The sequence below is a fragment of the Ciceribacter azotifigens genome (assembly GCF_048159625.1).
In the GTDB taxonomy this organism is placed as follows: Bacteria; Pseudomonadota; Alphaproteobacteria; order Rhizobiales; family Rhizobiaceae; genus Allorhizobium; species Allorhizobium azotifigens.
The window spans coordinates 73,532-90,628 of the sequence record NZ_JBLQTA010000016.1; the positions used below are offsets into that span (position 1 = coordinate 73,532).

16 protein-coding genes are annotated in these 17,097 nt (G+C 66.1%); 7 read left to right on the top strand and 9 right to left on the bottom strand.

All coding sequences use genetic code 11. The annotated features are described in order from the left end of the window. Positions 1-16: 16 nt before the first annotated feature. The 7 genes from ACM6UT_RS19180 to ACM6UT_RS19210 are packed head-to-tail and all read right to left on the bottom strand — an operon-like array spanning position 17 to position 8,889. Positions 17-1,021, bottom strand: coding sequence for an FAD:protein FMN transferase (locus ACM6UT_RS19180; RefSeq protein ID WP_416798948.1), 1,005 nt, complete (start codon positions 1,019-1,021; stop codon positions 17-19). Further along, entirely contained in the window at positions 1,014-1,541 is a 528-nt protein-coding gene (locus ACM6UT_RS19185) for a nitrous oxide reductase accessory protein NosL (RefSeq protein WP_416798949.1), read from the bottom strand. The genes ACM6UT_RS19180 and ACM6UT_RS19185 overlap by 8 nt, the downstream gene beginning before the upstream one ends. Further along, positions 1,538-2,365: an ABC transporter permease subunit gene (locus ACM6UT_RS19190; protein ID WP_416798950.1), complete on the bottom strand. Its 828-nt coding sequence runs from the start codon at positions 2,363-2,365 to the stop codon at positions 1,538-1,540. The genes ACM6UT_RS19185 and ACM6UT_RS19190 overlap by 4 nt, the downstream gene beginning before the upstream one ends. Then, positions 2,362-3,276, bottom strand: coding sequence for an ABC transporter ATP-binding protein (locus ACM6UT_RS19195; protein WP_416798951.1), 915 nt, complete (start codon positions 3,274-3,276; stop codon positions 2,362-2,364). Before ACM6UT_RS19195 ends, ACM6UT_RS19190 begins: the two co-directional genes overlap by 4 nt. Then, the gene (locus tag ACM6UT_RS19200; RefSeq protein WP_416798952.1) at positions 3,273-4,664 is read right to left on the bottom strand and encodes a nitrous oxide reductase family maturation protein NosD; all 1,392 of its coding nucleotides are present in this window, start codon (positions 4,662-4,664) and stop codon (positions 3,273-3,275) included. Before ACM6UT_RS19200 ends, ACM6UT_RS19195 begins: the two co-directional genes overlap by 4 nt. Continuing rightward, positions 4,661-6,580, bottom strand: a complete 1,920-nt coding sequence (gene nosZ, locus ACM6UT_RS19205) for a TAT-dependent nitrous-oxide reductase (RefSeq protein WP_416798953.1) — start codon at positions 6,578-6,580, stop codon at positions 4,661-4,663. Before nosZ ends, ACM6UT_RS19200 begins: the two co-directional genes overlap by 4 nt. Before the next feature lie 23 nt (positions 6,581-6,603). Further along, the gene (locus ACM6UT_RS19210; protein WP_416798954.1) at positions 6,604-8,889 is read right to left on the bottom strand and encodes a 4Fe-4S binding protein; all 2,286 of its coding nucleotides are present in this window, start codon (positions 8,887-8,889) and stop codon (positions 6,604-6,606) included. Between the two features lie 168 nt (positions 8,890-9,057). On the opposite strand from ACM6UT_RS19210, the gene ACM6UT_RS19215 reads away from it, so the two are divergent. The 5 genes from ACM6UT_RS19215 (at position 9,058) to ACM6UT_RS19235 (ending at position 12,593) form a co-directional block, all read left to right on the top strand. Next, positions 9,058-9,912, top strand: coding sequence for a ferritin-like domain-containing protein (locus ACM6UT_RS19215; RefSeq protein WP_416798955.1), 855 nt, complete (start codon positions 9,058-9,060; stop codon positions 9,910-9,912). 159 nt (positions 9,913-10,071) lie between these two features. Then, a complete protein-coding gene (locus ACM6UT_RS19220; RefSeq protein WP_416798956.1) occupies positions 10,072-10,353 on the top strand; it encodes a DUF2249 domain-containing protein in 282 nt (93 codons plus the stop codon). Positions 10,354-10,391: 38 nt separating this feature from the next. Beyond that, positions 10,392-11,771, top strand: coding sequence for a hypothetical protein (locus ACM6UT_RS19225; protein WP_416798957.1), 1,380 nt, complete (start codon positions 10,392-10,394; stop codon positions 11,769-11,771). Further along, positions 11,752-12,270: a DUF2249 domain-containing protein gene (locus tag ACM6UT_RS19230; protein ID WP_416798958.1), complete on the top strand. Its 519-nt coding sequence runs from the start codon at positions 11,752-11,754 to the stop codon at positions 12,268-12,270. The genes ACM6UT_RS19225 and ACM6UT_RS19230 overlap by 20 nt, the downstream gene beginning before the upstream one ends. A gap of 5 nt (positions 12,271-12,275) precedes the next feature. Then, positions 12,276-12,593, top strand: coding sequence for a metal-sulfur cluster assembly factor (locus ACM6UT_RS19235; protein WP_416798959.1), 318 nt, complete (start codon positions 12,276-12,278; stop codon positions 12,591-12,593). A gap of 13 nt (positions 12,594-12,606) precedes the next feature. Here the strand turns inward: ACM6UT_RS19235 and ACM6UT_RS19240 are convergent, their stop codons facing one another. Then, positions 12,607-13,035 carry an RrF2 family transcriptional regulator gene (locus ACM6UT_RS19240; protein ID WP_416798960.1) on the bottom strand — a complete coding sequence of 143 codons (429 nt, stop codon included), beginning with the start codon at positions 13,033-13,035 and terminating at the stop codon, positions 12,607-12,609. 273 nt (positions 13,036-13,308) lie between these two features. Continuing rightward, a complete protein-coding gene (locus ACM6UT_RS19245) occupies positions 13,309-14,532 on the bottom strand; it encodes an NnrS family protein (protein ID WP_416798961.1) in 1,224 nt (407 codons plus the stop codon). Positions 14,533-14,848: 316 nt separating this feature from the next. Here ACM6UT_RS19245 and nirK point away from each other — a divergent pair, with 316 nt between their 5' ends. Together nirK and ACM6UT_RS19255 are read left to right on the top strand one after the other, a co-directional pair. Next, positions 14,849-15,982: a copper-containing nitrite reductase gene (gene nirK, locus ACM6UT_RS19250; RefSeq protein ID WP_416798962.1), complete on the top strand. Its 1,134-nt coding sequence runs from the start codon at positions 14,849-14,851 to the stop codon at positions 15,980-15,982. 79 nt (positions 15,983-16,061) lie between these two features. Next, positions 16,062-16,979, top strand: coding sequence for an SUMF1/EgtB/PvdO family nonheme iron enzyme (locus ACM6UT_RS19255; RefSeq protein WP_416798963.1), 918 nt, complete (start codon positions 16,062-16,064; stop codon positions 16,977-16,979). Positions 16,980-17,097: the final 118 nt, after the last annotated feature.

The following is a 17,097-nucleotide window of genomic DNA, read 5'->3' on the forward strand; positions in this document are numbered from 1 at the left end:
CACCCCGGCCGCCGCGTCAGAGTGTGCGGCCGAAACGGACGTGCTGTCCGTCCGCCGTCGAAAGGTCGACGGTCATCTCGGGCGTCGCCGTCGCCACCGCCCGGATATCCTCCTCCTTCATCAGGCTGAAAGCCGTCGAAAAGGCGTCGGCCACCGTCGCCGACGGCGCCACCACGCTCATGCGGCGGTAGAGCGGCGGCACCGCGCCCTGCCGCGGATCGAGGATGTGGCCGAAGTGACCGGACGGATCGAAGTGGAAGCCGGAGGCGCTGGAGGTCGCGACCGCCTTGTCGACGACCGGCAGGACGGTGTCCACCCGCTCCCCCGTTTCGCTTTCCGCAAGCCCGATCCGCCACGGGGTGCCGTGGGCCTTGGCGCCGATCGCCCGGCTCTCGCCCATCTCGACGAGGCTGCTGGTCACGCCCGCATCGCGCAGCAGCGCCACCACCTTGTCGGTGATATAGCCCTGGGCAATGCCGTTCAGGGTGAGCGCCATGCCGGCCTTTGCGAAGGCGATGCGGTCGCGATTGGCGCGCACGCCGTCGAAGCCGACCATCGAAAGCGCCTGCGTCAGCGCCCTGCCGTCCGGCCCGGCCGGATCGGCCCCGAGGGCCTGGAAGTGGCGGGCATAGAGCATCCAGAGCGGCTGCACGGTCGGATCGAAGACGCCGCGGGTCGTCTCCCAGGCGGTCCGGCAATGGTCGAGCAGGTCCACGAGGTCGGCGGGCGGCGCGGCGAGCGCACCCGTGCGGTTGAGCTCGGAAAGGACGGAATCCGGCCGATAGAGGCTGAAGATATCTTCCAGCCGACGGACCTCGGCGACGACGCGGGCGACGAGTGCCTCGGCCTCCGCCCTGTCGGGGTGGTTGAGGATCAGCGTCGCGGGAGCGCCGAGCGCCTGCCCCTGCCAGGTCACGGGCGCGATTGCCGCATGTGCGCGACCGGCGAAGGGAATGAGGGGAAGGCCGGCGACGGCGGCCATGATGGTCAGCGCCCGGCGGCGGTTGAAAGCCTCAGCCATTGTTCTGTCCTTTCTCGTCCGTGCCGTTGCCGAGCACGTAATCCTGCGGCACCTCGTCGAAGCGGACCACGCGGCCGCCGTTTTTCGCCGCAAAGTCTTTAGCCGCCGCCTCGGTCGAGAACGGCACGGTTTCCTCGCTGCCCATGCCGCCGCGTACCGAACTGCCGATGACGAAGAAGGCCTTGCGCGCGTCGATCCAGTTCTCCGCCCCCGGTTCCTCCCAGCTCGGCGCCTTCGCCATGTCGGAAACATAGATCGCCGCGATGTCCTTCGGCTCCTCCGGCAGCATGGTGAAGGCGAGTGCGTCACGTGCCGACGAGAACCAGATCGGTTCCGGGATCTTTTCGAGGATGATCTGTCCCTTCGGACCGGCATGCTCCAGCACGTTCATGCCGCAGTAACGGCCCATCGCCTCTTCGGTCAGCGCGTAAGGGGCCGGTGCCTCCACCTTCTTCTCCTCGCTGCATCCGGTAAGCAGCAGGAAGGCGAGGAGGCTCGATGCGAGAACAAACGGTCTCATAGTTCTCTCCTCGAGAAAAGCAGTGTCGCGGCGGCAAGCGGCGCGAGCGTCCAGACCGCAAGCGCGGCGAGAAGCAGCGCCGGCGAAAGCCCGGTATGGGCGGCGACCCCGCCGAGGCCGGAAAGTGCGCCCGCTTCGCCCGAACCGAGATTGAGGAGCCGGTAGGCGTCGGTCGGGTTTGCGAGCAGCAGAAGATCGAGAAGCCAGGACGGCACCGTCTTTCCCTGTGCGGCGACGAGTGCGCCGAGCAACGCCATGTCGTAGATCAGGACGAAGAACAGCCAGATGCCGACGGCAATCCCGCCCGCCGTGCTGCGCTCGCCGGAAAGCGCGCTCGCCACATAGCCGATCGCGGTGAAGACGGCGCCGAGCAGCACCGACGAGGCGATCATCGCGAGGAAGGCACGGAGGCTTTCGGCATCGATCGCCGTGCCGGTGGCGGCGAGCGCGGCCGCGGCGGCGCCGTAGCCGAAAACGGTCGCGAAGGCGAGGATCGCCAGATGCCCGAGGAACTTGCCGAAAATCACCTCGCGCCGCCCGATCGGGTAGCTCAGGAGCAAGAGCATCGTGCCGCGCTCCATCTCGCCGACGATCGCATCGTGGGAGAGCAGCAGCGCGATCAGCGGCACGAGAAAGATCGTCAGGCTCGCAAGCGAGACGATGACGACGTCGAGCCGCCCGGCGCCGACATTGCCGGTCGGGGCGCTGCCGAGGAAGGTGAGCGTCAGGGCAAGCGCGGCAAGCAGCAGCGTGGTGGCGAGCACCCAGCGGTTCCTGAGCCCCTCCTGGATTTCCTTGCGGGCGATGATCAATAGGTTGGTCATGGTCTCTGCTGCCCTCTCAGGAAATGCGCATAGAGATCGTCGAGCGTCGGCTCGGCGATGCTGAGGGCGCTCAGCGCCGTTGGTGTCGCGGTCACCTTTCTGAGCAGCGCGATCTTCTCCTCCGGCGCCACGTCCGTTTCGAAAGCGCCGTCTCCGAGGTTCCTCCACGGCGTGGTGCCGTTGATCCCCTGCGGCTTCTCGGTGCCCTCGGCGACCTTGAGGCTGATCCGGGTCGGCAGGCGTGCGATGCGGCGCAGGTCGTCGAGCGTGCCGTCGGCGATCTTCACACCGTCGTTGACGATGACGACGCGGTCGGCGCGGCCCTCGAGTTCGGTGAGAGCATGCGAGGAGAGGAGCACCGTCGTGCCCTTGTCCCGCAGCTCGGCGATGAGATCGTAGAAGCTGCGGCGGAGCGCCGGATCAAGGCCGCTCGTCGGCTCGTCGAGGAGCAGGATGCGCGGTTCGCCGAGCAGCGCCTGCGCGAGCCCGAGGCGCTGCCGCATGCCCTTCGAATAGGTCCGGACAGGCCGGTCGGCGGCAAGCGGCGCGAGCCCCACCCGCTCGAAGAGATCGGGGATTTCCGCCTCGTCGACGCGCTTCAGCCGCGCATAGAAGGAAAGCGTTTCCCGGCCGGTGAGCGCCATGTGGAAGGAGACGCTCTCGGGGAGATAGCCGAGCCGTCGGCGCACCGCGAAATCGCCGCTCGACGGGTCCTCGCCGAGGACCTTCACCGTGCCGGTCGTCGGCCGGATGAGGCCGAGCATCATCTTGATGAGCGTGGTCTTGCCGGCGCCGTTGTGGCCGACGAGCGCGATCGTCTCGCCGGCGCCGAGGGTGAAGGAAACGTCGCGCACGGCGTCGACCTTGCCGTAGCGCTTGCCGACGGCGGAGAGGGTGACGGTTTCGATCATCGGACGATCCCCTTGTCGGCTGGCCGCATGCCGGCAGGCGGCGTCATCAGCGGCCGGCTGTCGACCACGCCGCCCGGCAGCAGGGCGGGAAACTGCGCCTGCGCCCAGCGGATCACCTGCACCGCCGGGCTGCTGGTCAGCAGCTTCGCCTGCGGTGCGGTCCAGAGCACGCGGTCGATGAGATCGTTCGGCCGGTACGGCGTATCGCCTATGCCGTCGCCGTCGAGGTCGAAGGCGGGATTGTCGCTCCAGTAGTTGCCGCGCCCGCCCTCCGACCAGTCGAGGTAGCGGGTGCCGACATATTTGACCTGGTTGCGGTTGTCGATGAATGCATTGCCGCTCATGCGGTTGCCCTCCGAGCCGGCGGTAAAGTGGATGCCGATCGCGCAGCCTTCGAACAGGTTGTCGGCGAAACGGTTCCGGTTGGCGTTGTAGATGAAGACGCATTTCTCCGGCCCGAGCCGGGCATCGCCCAGGCTGACGGCGTCGTCGTCGCCGGATTGCGGCACGCCGTGCTCGGAGCGCGTGCCGGCGCTGAGCCAGCGGTCGATTGGCTGCATGCGGCCGATCACCGTGTTGCCGGTGATGACGGAGCCGTTGGCCGAGTTGAGCAGCAGGCCGTGGTCGCGGTCGCCATCAGAGACGTTGCCGGTAACCTTCAGCCGTTGCGAGAACATGATGGCGTAGCCGACCGAATTGCCGATCGAGACGTTGTCGCTCACTTCGCTGTCGTTGGTGTACATGTAGTGCACGGCAAAGCGCAGGTCGCGGAAGCGGTTGCCGCGGAAGACGTTGTTCTTGCTGGCATTGGTGGCGATGCCGTCGCGGCCGAAGCGGATGTCGTTGTCGATCACCTTGGCGCCGGGCGCGTTCCAGACGGTGACGCCGTTGCCGGCCTCGCTCACCCGCCCTTCCTCGATCCCGACGATATGATTGCCGCGCGCGACCGAATCGCGGGCGCCGTGCAGGTAGATGCCGAAGAGGTTGCCGGTGAGCTCGTTGTCCTCGACGACTGCGCCCGTCGCCGTCTGCGCGACGAAGACGCCGGAATCGAGTGCCGCGATGTTCCGGCCCGATCCGTTGATCGAAAGGTTGCGGACAATGACGTTCTCGGCGGTGACGGAGATGACGCTGCCGCTGCCGGAGCCGGCGATCACCGCACCTTCTTCACCAGCGAGCGTCAGCGGTTTGCCGATGGTGACCGGACCGCGATAGGTGCCGGCTTGCAGGGTAATGGTGTCGCCGGGCGCAGCCCGGTCGATCACCGCCTGCAGGGTGGCATCCTCCGCCGGCGAAACCTTGAGTTCCGCCGCGAAGGCAAAGGGTGGGATGGCGGCCGTAAAGGCCGCCATCCCGATCAGTGTTGCCGCAGAAAGGCGGATCATCATGCCGCCTTCGGCTCGACGAACATGCGGCCCTTCATCTCCATGTGCATCGCATGGCAGAACCACGAGCAGTAGTACCAGTAGACGCCGGCCTTGGAGGCCTTGAACGTCACCGATGCCGTCGCCTGCGGAGCCACTTCCATGTTGATGCCGTAGTTGACGATGGCGAAGCCGTGCGTCAGGTCCTCGACCTCGTCGATATTGGTGACGTAGACGGTTACTTCGTCGCCCTGCTTGACCGTGAAGTCCTCGAGCCCGAAGGCCGGTGCCGAAGACGTCATGTAGACGCGGACCTTGTCGCCGTCACGGATGACCGTGCTGTCGGCCAAGAGGTCGACGCCGTCGGCCTTCGCCTGGGCCACCGCATCGGCGAAGAACGGGTCGTCGCGCTTCCAGATGCTGATCGGGTTGATCTTCGAGGCGTGGACGAGCGTCGCGTCATGCGGCTCGGCGAAGGTCGGGTTGTCGTGGACGATCACCATCTCGTCGCCGGAAATGTCGATCAGCTGGTCGTTCTCCGGCTTCAGCGGGCCGACGTTCAGGTAGCGGTCCTTGGAGAACTTGTTGAGCGACACCAGCCACTTGCCGTCGGCTTCCTTGGTCTGGCCCATGGAGCTGTGGTTGTGGCCCGGCTGGTAATGGACGTCGAGCTTCTGGCGGATCGGATCGACCTTCTCGCCGGCATAGGCCTTCTTGGCGTCCTCGATGTTCCACTTGCAGACCTGGCTGTCGATGAACAGTGTCGTATAGGCGTTGCCGCGGCCGTCATAGGCGGTGTGCAGCGGCCCGAGACCGAGTTCCGGCTCGGCGACGACCGTGTCGCGCGGCTGGATCTTGTCGTCGAACAGGTCGTCGAACTTGCGAACGTCGAAGACCGTGACGGTCGGCGAAAGCTTGCCGTTCGCCACGACGTGGATGCCGTCCGGCGCGGTGTTGATGCCGTGCGGGCTGTTGGAGACCGGGATGTAGCGGGTGTACGGCGAGCCGTGACGGCCGTCGAGAACGGGCACGCCGCCCATTTCCTTGAAGTCGCCCTTGGCCACGCCTTCCTCGATGCGCTTCAGGTTGAAGACGACGACCCAGTCCTGCTCGCTCGCCATCATTTCCGCGAGGTTTACGCCCTCTTCGGAATTGTAGCAGGTCGCGAAGGCATACTTGCCCTGGTAGTCGGCGTCGACGTTGTCGAGGTTGCCGTCGACCATGATCTGCCAGGCGACCTTCATCGTGTCGCCGTCGATCGCCGAGAAGATCGCGTGATACTGCTTGTGGTCGCTGAGGATCTTGCCGTCGTTCGGGATCGGCACGCGGTCTTCACCGTTCGCGAAGACGTAGCCGGTGCGGGGATACTTCTGGACGCGCAGGCCATGCACGGTGTGCTGGTTCGGCAGCTGGATGATCTTGTCGCACTTCATCACGTCGAGACGAATGCGGCAGACGCGGGTGTTCGCCTTGTCGTTGGCGAAGAGATAGCGGCCGTCATAAGTCCCGTCCGTCTGCGACGGATGCGGATGGTGCAGGTCGCCGTTCATGTAGATGCCGCCCTTGTCCGCCAGGAATTCCTTCGATTCCGGCAGCAGTCCCTCGGTCAGCACCTTGCGGCTCTCGTTGGTGAGGCCCCAGCCCGTCGCGCTGCAGCGGTTGAAGACCGGAATGCGCATCATCTCGCGCATGGACGGCACGCCGACGACGCGGACTTCGCCCGTCTGGCCGCTCGAGAAGAAGGCGTAGTATTCGTCCAGCTCGCCGGGCTTCACCTCGTAGGTGTTGCCGCCGGCCGCTTCCTGGGCCTTGGCGGGTGTCGCCGTGCCGCCGGTCAGCGTCAGTGCGCCGCTGACGCTTGCCGCTCCCGCCGCCGCGGCGATCGCCGTGGTCCCGAGCATTTGACGTCTGTTCAGGCGCATTTTCTCTTCGTTTGACATACTACCTCTCCTTGGGTGGTTGGTCAGTTCGGATTTGCACCGGCGCCGCTCGCGGGAGCGATCGGTTCGCCGTTGTGGGTCACGCGCGTCTTTCCCGGTGCCTCGCCACGCGAGGAAGGGGTGGAGAGCGCCATGAACTTCTCCCGCTTCAGCCGCACCTGGATCATGTGCGGGCAGCGGTGGTCGTCGTGGTAGAGTTCCTGGCAGTGCATGCAGTAGATGCACTCGTTGACGTTGATCTGCCCCTCCGGATGGATCGACTGCACCGGACATTCCTTGGCGCAGCGCTGGCAGGGCGAGCCGCATTCCGGCCACCGCTTCAGCCATTCGAACATGCGGATGCGGCCGGGTATCGCCAGTGCCGCGCCGAGCGGGCAGAGATAGCGGCAGTAGAAGCGCTCGATGAAGAGACCGGCGATCAGCAGTGCCACCGCGAAGACGACGAAGGGCCAGTCGCGGACGAATTTCAGGATGATCGCGGTCTTGAACGGCTCGACTTCCGCATAGACCTCGGCAAGCGCCACCGAATAGAGCGACAGGCCGAAGAGACCGAGGAAGATCATGTACTTGATCGGCCAGAGCCGCTCATGCAGGCCCCAGGGCAGGGTGATCTGCGGCACCTTCAGCCACTTGGCGACCGTGTTCGTCAGCTCCTGCAGCGCGCCGAAGGGGCAGAGCCAGCCGCAGAACGGCCCGCGGCCCCAGAAGAGCAGCGAAGCAGCGACCGCCCCCCACAGGATGAAGATCAGCGGCGCGGAGAGGAAGAACTCCCAGCTGAAGCCGGAGATCAGCGCGTTGAAGAAGGTGAAGACGTTGACGACCGAGAGCTGGGCGTTGGCGTACCAGCCGAGCCAGACGAGCGTGAACAACAGGTAGCCGCGCCGCACCCAGGCGAACAGGACCGGACGTTTGACCAGCCAGTCCTGGAAGAAGAAGATCGCGGTCAGCACGAGCAGCGCGACAGCCGTTATCGTGATCGACACCGCATTCATCTGCCACATCTTCACCCAGAGGGGCTGCTCGCTGGCAATCGGGCTCAACGGGGCTGCTTCGCCCGCGGGCGCGGCTTGTGGCGTCGGGGCAGGGGGGGCGACCTGCGCCGGCGGCGCTTTCTCGATGGTGACGTAGGAATCTGGCAGCGTGTAGCCGAGATTGTAGGGCATGACCGCCTTGTCGCGGCCGCCGGCGTTGCGCTGCACCAGAAGCTGCAGTTCGAAGGGCGATGTGACGTCGAAGGCGAACTGTTCGGGGATCACGAAGAGCGCAATCTCGCGCAGCCGCGGAGCACCGGCGGCGGCAAGCACCGGCAGGCGCACGTGATCGCGGTCGCGGAAGCGCAGGCCCTGGCCGTTCTGGAGAAGTTCGATGCGGTCGAAGATGCCGCCGCGAACATAGCCGGAGCCCTTGAAGGAATAGGTTCCGTCGCCGGCAACGACGATCGCCGACTGGCCGGGTTTCAGCCGTGAGGCCAGGCGCTCGTATCCGCTGTCGCCGAGAATCGAGCGGCCGATGAACGGCACGCTGACGGGGGCGACGTAGAGGTCGATGAAACGGTCCTCGGGCTTGCGCGTCTCCGGATGGTCGGCGGCGGCCGGTTGTCCCGCCTGGCGGAATGCGTCGCTCACCTCGCCGACCGTCAGCCGCAGGCTGCGCACGGAGCCGTCGCCCACGAGCGTCTGCCAGTCGGCGGTGCCGGTCTTGGATGTGTCGAGCTTGCGGATTTCGGCGGTTGCGGCCGCTGCGGCGGTTCCGTCACCGGCGAGCCGGCCGCTGCGGATCAGCTGCACGGCGGAGCGCACGACGCTGTCGCCCATGACGAGCACCGTCACCGTCGCGCCGCTGACGATGTCGGCCTGGGGCGGGCGTTCCGCACCGGCGGCAACCTTGCCCATGTCGCGGCCGATGAAGGCGTTGAGCGAGGCGACGACCTTGGCTTCGGGAATGCCGATCAGCACGATCGGCTCCTTGTGCGCGACGAGTTTCAGCCCGCGCAGGACGCCCTGCCGGTCGATGCCGACGACGATCTGGATCGGTTTGCCGGAATAGCCGACGGAACTGGTGACGTCGGAATTGAGGTAGGCGTAGCCGAGCACCTCTTCGCCGCGCATGACCGGGGCGATCGGCGGCTCTCCGACCGGTGCGCCGAATCGGTCTGCACCTTCGAAGAGTTCGGACGGCTGCACCTTTTCGAGGAAAGTGGCGAGTTGTCCCGCTTGCGGGGAGAAGGCCGGCGCCAGGAAGGCCGACATGAGAATGAACCAGAAAACGGCGAAACGGGGAAATAGGGGGAGTCTTGAATGCGAGAGCATGCTTTTCGGCCTCTTTCTTTCTCTGCCGCCGTCAAGCGACGGTTTATAAACGCCGATCGTGAAACTCTTTGATTCAAATCAACTATAACAGATGTATCTTTTAATCATAGTTCGAAAGCCGACCCGAGGGGCACGTCCGTCCCTGTCGCGATGAGGAGAACCGTTGAAATGAACAGCTGGAGCAATACCGAGGAGCCGTGGGCCGTATCCTCCATGGGCGAACTGCTGGCGCTTGCCCGCGCCATGGAAAAAGAGGCGATCGACGGCTATCTGGCTCTTGCCGAGCGCATGCGCGCCGAGGGGCGGCCGGATCTCGCCGAGGTCTTCGACCGGCTGACCGCCGAGGAACGCGGCCATCTCGGCAATGTCGACCGCTGGGTCGAGGCGAGGCACGAAACGGTGCCGCCGGTCACTCCGCTGCCGGAGCCGATGTTCGATGACGAGGGGGCGGCGCTCGTCGCGCCGGAACTCCTCAATTCCTACCGCGCCTTCTCGATGGCGGTGCGCAACGAGGAGCGCGCCTTCGTCTTCTGGACCTATGTTGCGGCCAATGCCGCGAGCGACGAGATCCGCGAGGCCGCGGAGCGGATGGCGATGGAGGAACTCGGCCATGTCGCGACGCTCAGGCGCGAGCGGCGGCTGGCCTTCCACCAGCTTCGCCGGATCGAGGCCGATTACGCCCGGGGCGACCTCGCCGCACTCGAAATGCGGCTCGCCGACCATCTGGAGAGCCGGGCCGCGGTTGCCGGCGGCGACCGTGGCGAACGGTTGCGCGCCTTCGCCCACGAGGCACAGGCGCGGGCGGCACACCTGTCGCGCACGCCGATGGCCGAGACCCCGCTTCTCGAACGGGTGCCCGATACGGTCCGCGACCGGCTTGTGCCGCTCTGCGAACTCATTCTGGATGCCTATCTCGACCTTGCCGAACGCAGCAGGCCCGAAGAGGAGCGCATCCGCGCCCAGGCCTTCGCCGGCGCCGTCGTCCAGTGCCTGCAGACGATCCGCGGCCTGCCGTCCCGCTGACGACAAAGGCGCGGCCGGAAGGCGCCATTCGACGAATTATTTGCGTTTCGACAACTTGGAGGCGGCTGCCTTGGCCTAGGGTCGGACATTCCCGGATGCGCGTCGGCCGCCGCCTGCCGGGAACGGGTTCCCGGCGGTCGAAGCACACAAGGAATGTCCATGTCAGACGCAATCTCCAAGCCACAAATCGATGTCCGCACCATTCCACCGCATCTGCGCCATCCGGCGATCTTCGAGATGGTCGGTTCGCTGAAGCTCGGCGATTCGTTTATCGTCGTCGCCGACCACGCACCGCGGCCGCTGCACTACCACCTCGAAACCCGCTATCCGGGGCAGTTCTCCTGGGACTACGTCGAGGAAGGTCCGGATGTCTGGCGCGTCGAGATCGGTCGCGTCGCGCCTGAGGTGGAAGACCACGTCTGCACCTGCGGCGGCCACTAAAGGAGCTTCCGCATTGCCGTTTTCGGGGTGAGGTCGAAATGCCCGGTACAACACTGTCCCGCTGGACCATGTCCTTCTTCGCCACGGCGCTCTCCTTCCTCATCGGCGGGGAGGTCATGATGGTGCTCGGCTACGGTTTTCCGTCCGCCGAGATCGCCGCCCCGGAAACGCTGCTCCTCGTGCACGTCGTCGCCATCGGCTGGCTATCGCTGCTGATGGCCGGCGCCCTCCTGCAATTTGTCCCCGTTCTCGTCGCCCGCCCGCTCTGCGGCGAGCGCTTCGCCCTGCCGGCGCTCCTGCTGATCGTCGCGGGCCTTCTCGCACTTCTCTTCGGCTTTGCCGATCTTTCCGGCGGCGGGCGTTTCGTGGGCCTCGCACTCCCGTCTGGCGCCGTCTTGCTCGCCGCCGGCTTTTCCACTCTCGTCGGCATCCTCGCCGTCACCCTCTGGCGGGCACGGCCGCTGCCGCTTCCCGCCCGCTTCGTCGCCGGCGGGCTTGCCGCGCTCGCCGCGACGACGCTGCTCGGCGGCTGTTTCGCCCTGACGCTCGCCGGTATCACGGCCGACGGCGCCATGGCCGGACTGGTGGTGAGCGGCGTTCCGCTTCACGCGATCCTCGGACTTGCCGGCTGGCTGAGCTTCACCGCCATCGGCGTCAGCTACCGGCTGCTGCCGATGTTCATGCTGTCGCCGGAAACGGAAAAGGGCACGAATCGCTTCGTGCTCGGCGCCGGCGGCATGGCGCTGTTTCTGGTCGCAATCGCGGCCCCGGTCGCAATCGCCTGGGAGGAGGGTGTAGCCGGCCTCCTGATCGCGGCCCTGCTTCTTGGCCTCGCCGCGATTGCGGTCTACGGTGCCGATGCCGTCGAAATCTACCGCAGGCGCAAGCGCAGGACCATGGAACTCAACAGCCGCATGACGATCGTCGCGCTGGCCGGGCTTCTCGCCGCCGTCCCGCTTTCGGCGGGGGCGTTCCTCTTCGGCCTTTCGGATGCGCTGATCGGCGCGGTGGTCTTCCTTGCAGCCTTCGGCTGGCTGACCTTTCTCGGGCTTGCCCAGCTCTACAAGATCATTCCCTTCATGACCTGGCTCGAATGCTACGGTCCGGTGCTCGGCCGGGCGCCCACCCCGCGGGTGCAGGATCTCGTCGACGAGCGCAACGCCGTCGCCTGGTTCGCGCTCTTCGGCGGCAGCGTGGCGGTCGCGACGCTTGCGATCCTCTTCTCTCATGCCGGTCTCTTCCGGATCGCGGCCGTCGGCCTGCTCTTTGCGACGATCGGGCTCGTCGGGGAGTTCGCCTTCGCCCGCCGGCTTGCCAATGTTTCGGATGCCCTGCGCCACCCGCAGGGCGCCGTCCGCCCCAATCTCTTCCTTCCCCACATGCCCCGAGGAGGTCACCATGGCTCTACCGCCCTATGAACTCGATGTCCGCCCGATCCTGAAGAACGGCGGCGAACCCTTCCAGGCCATCATGCACGCCGTCCAGTCGCTCGGGAACGGGCAGTCGCTGCGGCTTCTCGCGACCTTCCGGCCGGTGCCGCTGTTCCAGGTCATGGCCGGCCGCGGCTACAATCACATCGATCGCGAAATCGACGATGGCGACTGGGAGGTGCTCTTCACGCCCAAGGTCGGCGCATCCGAGGCCGACGTTTCCGAGGACGCCGAAGAGCCGGCCGCCTGGCCGGAGCCCGAACGCTATCTCGATCTCGTCGAACTCGATCCGCCGGAGCCGATGGTGCGCGTGCTCGCGGCGACGGAGAAGATGGAGCCGGGCGAGGTGCTCTTCGCACTGCTCTCGCGTGAGCCGGTCTTCCTGTTTCCGGAACTGAAGAAGCGCGGGCACCAGTGGGCCGGCAATCTGAGCGAGGACGGCGGCGCCTACCGCCTGCTCGTGCGCATCGGACCGCGTCTGGGGTAACGGTCATGAACAGTGCCTTGATAGACAGCGATCGTCTTGCCTTCGTCATCGACGAGCGCCTGCGCACGGTGATCGATCCGGAACTCGGCGAGAACATCGTCGACCTCGGCCTGATCTACGGCATTGTCGTTTCGCCCGCGGGCGATGTGCGCGTGACGATGACGACGACGATGAAGGGATGCCCCGCGACCAGCTTCCTCAAGGAGGCGGTCGAGGCCTGCGTGCGCGGCGTCGAGGGCGTCTCCGGTGTCGAGGTCGACCTCACCTACGAGCCGCCGTGGTCGCCGGACCTGATGGCGAGTGCCGCGGCGATGCGGTTCTGAGAGATGATCTGATTCAGGCGGCCCGGACGACGCCGAAGTCTTCCGGCCGCAGCGCGAGGTCGGCGAGCGTGTAGCGGTCGAGTACGGCGAGGAAGGCCTCGAGCGCCTCGCCGAGCACGCCCTTCAGCCGGCAGCGTCCGGTGATCCTGCACTTGTTGCCGCTGGCGAAGCATTCGACGATCGCGAAATCGCTTTCCGTCGCCCGTACCAGTGCGCCGAGGCGGATCTCCTCCGGCGGTCGGGCGAGCCGCAACCCGCCGGTCCGTCCGCGCACTGCCTCCAGGAACCCCTGCCGCGTCAGAAGGTTCGCGACCTTCATCAGATGGGCGCGGGATATGCCGTAGGCGTTGGCGGTTTCCTCGATGGTCACCAGTCGTTCGGGATGGGCGGCTGCCATCATCATCAGCCGCATCGAGTAGTCGGAAAAGGTCGTCAGTTGCATGGCGTCGGCAGTCTGTTGTGCATCGCGTCATCATATATGGTGATGCGGACGCGCATCTATAAATACCTATGATACTATATGTCGAGGTGCGCAGACGTCAGAAAGAGACGCCCGCCGTGTCGACCTGCCGGAAAAGTCTTTCATGCCAGAGGCGTGGTGTTTGGAGGAAACGCGGCGGCCTCGCCGAGGTTCTTCACAGACGATCATGGAGGCTGCGACCTGGCCCGCTGCCTCCGGCGCAGACCCGGTCGACGCCGGAGGGAAACCGCCGTTCTAGCCGGCACCGAGCGGCTTGCGCCGGACGGTGAGCAGCATCGGGCCGTGCTCGAGAACGAAGAGGCTGAAGGCGATGATCCAGGCGAGGCCTGCCATCGCGAGCATCGGTTCGTAGAAATCCGGCAGCAGGTCGGCGAGCGGCCGCAGGACAGCTGCGGCGATCAGCGAGAGATAGGAGAGCGCCGTCGTCGTCGAGGCGCTGAGCTGGCGGCCGGTATGCCCGCGGGTCACGCGGGTGATCACCGCCAGCATCATCACGCCGATCGCCCCGACGGTCAGGATATGCAGCACCGAGAAATCGTCGAGCAGGCCCGTTGCGCCGAGCGCGATGCCGAGGAAGCCGAGCGGCACGAAGGCATAGCCGACGTGAAGGATGACGAGCAGCTTCTCCGCCCAGGTCTCCCAGCCGCGCCAGCGGGAGAGGCGGGCGACGTGCAGGCCGGCGGCGAGTGCCGCGGCGAGCCCGGTCGCAGGATGTGCCGGCTCGAAGATCCACGCAGCCAGTGCCACGCCGCCGAAGGTGATCGCGACACTGTCGAAGCGGTTGAACGGCACCGGAAAGACGGTCCGTCCCGCCTTGTTCAGCCAGTTGCGGGTAAAGCTCGGCACGATGCGGCCGCCGATGATCATGATCAGCATCACATAGGCCGAGACGGCGAGGCGATCGGCAAAGCCGTCGTGGACGCCGATGATGACCATCCGGTGGAAGAAGATGTTGGCGAGGGCGAGTGCGGCGAGTCCGCCGAGCACCTTGAGGTCGCGCCACTTGCGGCCGGCGATGATCTCGCGGGCGTTGATGAAGAGCAGGGCGGGCAGGAAGAGCGCGTCGATTGCCGCGGCGAGCGGCACGCCGAGGAGGTCGGGCGAGAGCATGGCGAGCCGGCCGGCGACCCAGATCGAGAAGAGGATCATCAGCGGCGGTCCCGAAACCGGCAGGCGTCCGGTCCAGTTCGGCACGGCGGTCATCAGGAAGCCGGCGAGCACGGCGGGCGCAAAGCCGAAGAGCATCTCGTGTGCATGCCAGTGCGGTGCGCCGTAGTCGCCGCCGATGGGCCAGCCGAACACGAGCGCGGCTATCCAGAGCGCCATCGTCGCGACGGCCCACACGCCGGCGCCGAGAAAGAAGGGCCGGAAGCCGTAGGAAAAGAGGACGGGGCCGGTCTGCGCCAGTCCGCGTGGCACGGCGCGGCTGGTGCGGGGCTCGTGGGGGATGTCGTTCATGGATCTAGCTCCGGATTGCGTGAACCCGCTCAGCCCTAGGGCACTTGGTCGCCTGCTTCTTTGCGAAAACGCAATTATGGGGCCGTCATTGATCTGGATCAATCGCCCTTCGGCGATCCGTGGGAAATATTGTCGCACCTGAAATAAAAAACAAGTCGAAATGAGGTCTGGTAAAGTCTTTATTGCCGCAACACCAAGCAATGATTGCGACTATTCAAATATGTTTGCGTTGCAGCAAAGAAGGCGAGGGGGAGGCGTTTTAAGAAAGGTCATGGCCGGGCGGAAAGCGCCACGGCAGTTTTCAAGGAGAACGAAGATGACCGACCAGTTTCAACTTTCGCGCCGCGCCGTTTTGGCCGGTGCGGCTTTGACGGGCGCTGTCGGCACGCTGATCGCCAATGGTACGGCCGCACGCGCCAACCAGCCTGCGGCGAAGCCGGCGGCGGTCGACATCAATGCCCTGCCGCGGGTCAAGGCAGAGCTGGTTGCGCCGCCCTTCGTTCACGCCCACACCCAGAAGGCCGAGGGCGGCCCGAAGATCGTCGAGTTCACGATGACCATTCACGAAAAGAAGCTCGTCATCGACGACCAGGGCACCGAGGTTCAGGCGATGACCTTCAACGGTTCGGTCCCCGGCCCGCTGATGGTCGTCCATGAGGGCGACTATGTCGAGCTCACGCTCATCAACCCGGAAACCAATACCCTGCAGCACAACATCGACTTCCATGCCGCCACCGGCGCGCTGGGCGGCGGTGCGCTGACCGAGATCAACCCGGGCGAAAGCACGATCCTGCGCTTCAAGGCGACCCGCGCCGGCGTCTTCGTCTATCACTGCGCACCTCCCGGGATGGTTCCGTGGCACGTCACCTCGGGCATGAACGGCGCGATCATGGTGCTGCCGCGCGACGGCCTGAAGGACGCCAAGGGCAACGACATCACCTATGACAAGGTCTACTATGTCGGCGAACAGGACTTCTACGTCCCGCGTGACGAGCAGGGCAACTTCAAGACCTATCCGAGCCCCGGCGACGCCTATGTCGACACGCTGGAAGTCATGCGCAAGCTCACCCCGACCCACGTCGTCTTCAACGGCGCCGTCGGTGCGCTGACCGGCGACAACGCGCTCACCGCAGCGGTCGGCGAAAAGGTGCTGATCGTCCATTCGCAGGCGAACCGCGACACCCGGCCGCACCTGATCGGCGGCCATGGCGACTATGTCTGGGCAGGCGGCAAGTTCAACAACCCGCCGGACGTCGACCAGGAAACCTGGTTCATCCCCGGCGGCGCGGCGGCGGCGGCACTCTACACCTTCCTGCAGCCGGGCATCTACGCCTACGTCAACCACAACCTCATCGAGGCCTTCGAACTCGGCGCTGCCGCCCACTTCAAGGTTACCGGCGAGTGGAACGACGACCTGATGACGTCGGTCAAGCCGGGCGCGTCGATCTGACGGACCGGTCCGGGGCCTCGGCCCCGCGACGACAGCCTGCCGCGGGATTTCCTCCGCGGCGGGTGGAAAGGACAGGATCATGGCAACGACACTTCACAAACCCTCCGTCTCCGCCGCCGCTTCCCTCCTTGCCCCTGCGCTCCTCCTCGCCGCGCTCGTCTCGGCCGTCGGCGTGCGCTCCGGCATCATCGGCAACGATCCGGCAGCCGTCGGCATTGCCGCGCCCGAGACGGTGGTCGTCGCGCCGCGAACCTTCAGCTACCGCAGCCCCGTCGATTACCTGCGCAACGGTTTTGCCGTCGACGCACCGATGGTGACCGCAACCGCCGATGCACCGCTGGAAATCATGAAATACCAGGTCACCGCCGCCGATTACGCGCGCTGCGTCATGGACGGCGCCTGCGCGGCGACCGACCCGAAGGCCGAGACGCCGACGGGGGACGTGCCGGCGACGGGTATCAGCTATGACGATGCTGTCGCCTATGCCCGCTGGCTTTCGGAGAGGACCGGCAGCGTCTGGCGCCTGCCGACCGCCGAGCAATGGGCTTTTGCCGCCGGCTCGCGCGGTTCCGACGACGCGCTCGGCGTCGATGCGGACAGCCGCAATCCGGCCCTGCGCTGGATTGCCGACTACGAGCGGGAAGCCGCCCGCAAGGCGGCCCGCAATCCGGTCGCCCAGCCGCTCGGCACTTTCGGCGAGAACGAGTTCGGCGTCGCCGACCTCGCCGGCAATGTCTGGGAATGGACGGCGACCTGCGACACGCGCGTCAATGTTGACGGCGACGGCAAGGTGCTCAGCGAGGTCAGCGCCTGCGGCATCTATCTAACCGAAGGCAAACACCGCGCGCCGATGAGCTCCTTCATCCGCGATCCGAAGAGCGGCGGCTGCTCGGTCGGCACACCGCCCGACAATCTCGGCTTCCGCCTCGTTCGCGACGGCCGCTGGTATGCGCCGCTCCTCAGGGCGCTGACCCGCGGAACGGCTTTCGAAAGCTGATCCGCGCTGTGCGGCCCTCCCGTTCTCGCCCTGCGACAAAGCGCCCACGGCACCGTGTCGCAAAGGCGTTGAAAACCGGAGAAGAAGACTCCGAAAATCGCCGTCTTGGGTTTGCCCC